The organism is Streptomyces sp. NPDC001970, assembly GCF_053594115.1.
In genome coordinates this window covers 1-1323 of the sequence record NZ_JBSFDW010000122.1, presented here as the reverse complement: position 1 = coordinate 1323, position 1323 = coordinate 1, and the positions used below count along the sequence as shown (strand labels likewise).

General features: G+C 70.6%; 2 protein-coding genes. Both read left to right on the top strand.

The features are described 5' to 3' along the window. The coding region (locus ACWCP0_RS42145) for an acyl carrier protein (RefSeq protein ID WP_451083994.1) at nucleotides 1-358 on the top strand (358 nt) is incomplete at its 5' end. A gap of 123 nt (nucleotides 359-481) precedes the next feature. Further along, nucleotides 482-1323, top strand: an 842-nt coding sequence (locus ACWCP0_RS42140) for a beta-ketoacyl synthase N-terminal-like domain-containing protein (RefSeq protein WP_451083993.1), incomplete at its 3' end; no start/stop codon positions are given.

Genomic DNA, 1323 nt, shown 5'->3' with positions numbered 1-1323 from the left:
ATTCCGCAACCAACTCACCAGCACCACCAGCCTCAAACTCCCCGCCACCCTCATCTACGACCACCCCAACCCGGACAGCCTCGCAGCGCATCTGGTCGAGCAGCTCGACCTCGACGCCGAGCCCGAGTCGGTCGCGGCGCCGGTCCTCGCCGGCCTCGACAAGCTCAGGAGCGCGATCCAGCAGGCGGCGGGCGCGGACGAGACCGCGTACCAGGAGATCAGTGCGCGGCTGCGGGAGCTGCTGGACGAGGTCCAGGCGGCGGACGGCCGGGGCGGCAGGACAGCCGGGGACGACGGCAGCGATCTCGATGCCGCGAGCGACGAGGAACTCTTCGCACTCGTCGACGAGCTCGACTGACCCGGGCCCGGTGGGGCTCCTCCGCCAAGCGCGCGGCCCCCGGCGGGGCTGCCAGACGCACAGAACGCATCACTCGTAATCGACATCCGTCATCAAGAGCATCATTTCGGGAGCTGACCACAGGTGGCTGACGAGCGGGAACTGCGGGACTACCTCAAGCGGGCGATCGCCGACGCCCGTGATGCGCGGAAGCGCCTGCGCGAGGTCCAGGACAAGGCACAGGAGCCGATCGCGATCGTCGGGATGGCGTGCCGCTATCCCGGCGGGGTGTCCTCGCCGGAGGACCTGTGGCGACTGGTCGCCGACGGCGTCGACGCGGTCGGCGACTTCCCGGACAACCGGGGCTGGGACCTGGAGCGCCTGTACGACCCGGATCCGGAGGCCGTGGGCACGTCGTACACCCGGGAAGGCGGCTTCCTGCGCGACGCGGACCTCTTCGACCCCGAGTTCTTCGGGATGTCCCCGCGCGAGGCGCTGGCGGTCGACCCCCAGCAGCGGCTGCTCCTCGAGACCGTGTGGGAGACGCTGGAGAGTGCGGGCATCGATCCCGAGTCGCTGCACGGCAGCCGTACGGGCGTGTTCGCCGGCCTGATGTACAACGACTACGGTTCACGTCCCGGGCTGCCGCCCGAGGGCAACGAGGGCTATCTCTTCAGCGGCAGTGCGGGGAGCATCGCCTCCGGACGGCTCGCCTACACCTTCGGATTCGAGGGTCCGGCGGTCACGGTCGACACGGCCTGCTCGTCGTCGCTCGTCGCGCTTCACCTGGCGGCGAACGCGCTGCGGTCGGGCGAGTGCGACCTGGCGATCGCGGGTGGTGCGGCGGTGATGTCGACGCCCACCGCGTTCGTCGAGTTCTCGCGGCTGCGCGGTCTGGCGGCGGACGGTCGGTGCAAGTCGTTCTCGGAGGACGCGGACGGCACCGGCTGGAGCGAGGGCGTCGGCCTGCTGCTCGTCGAACGGCT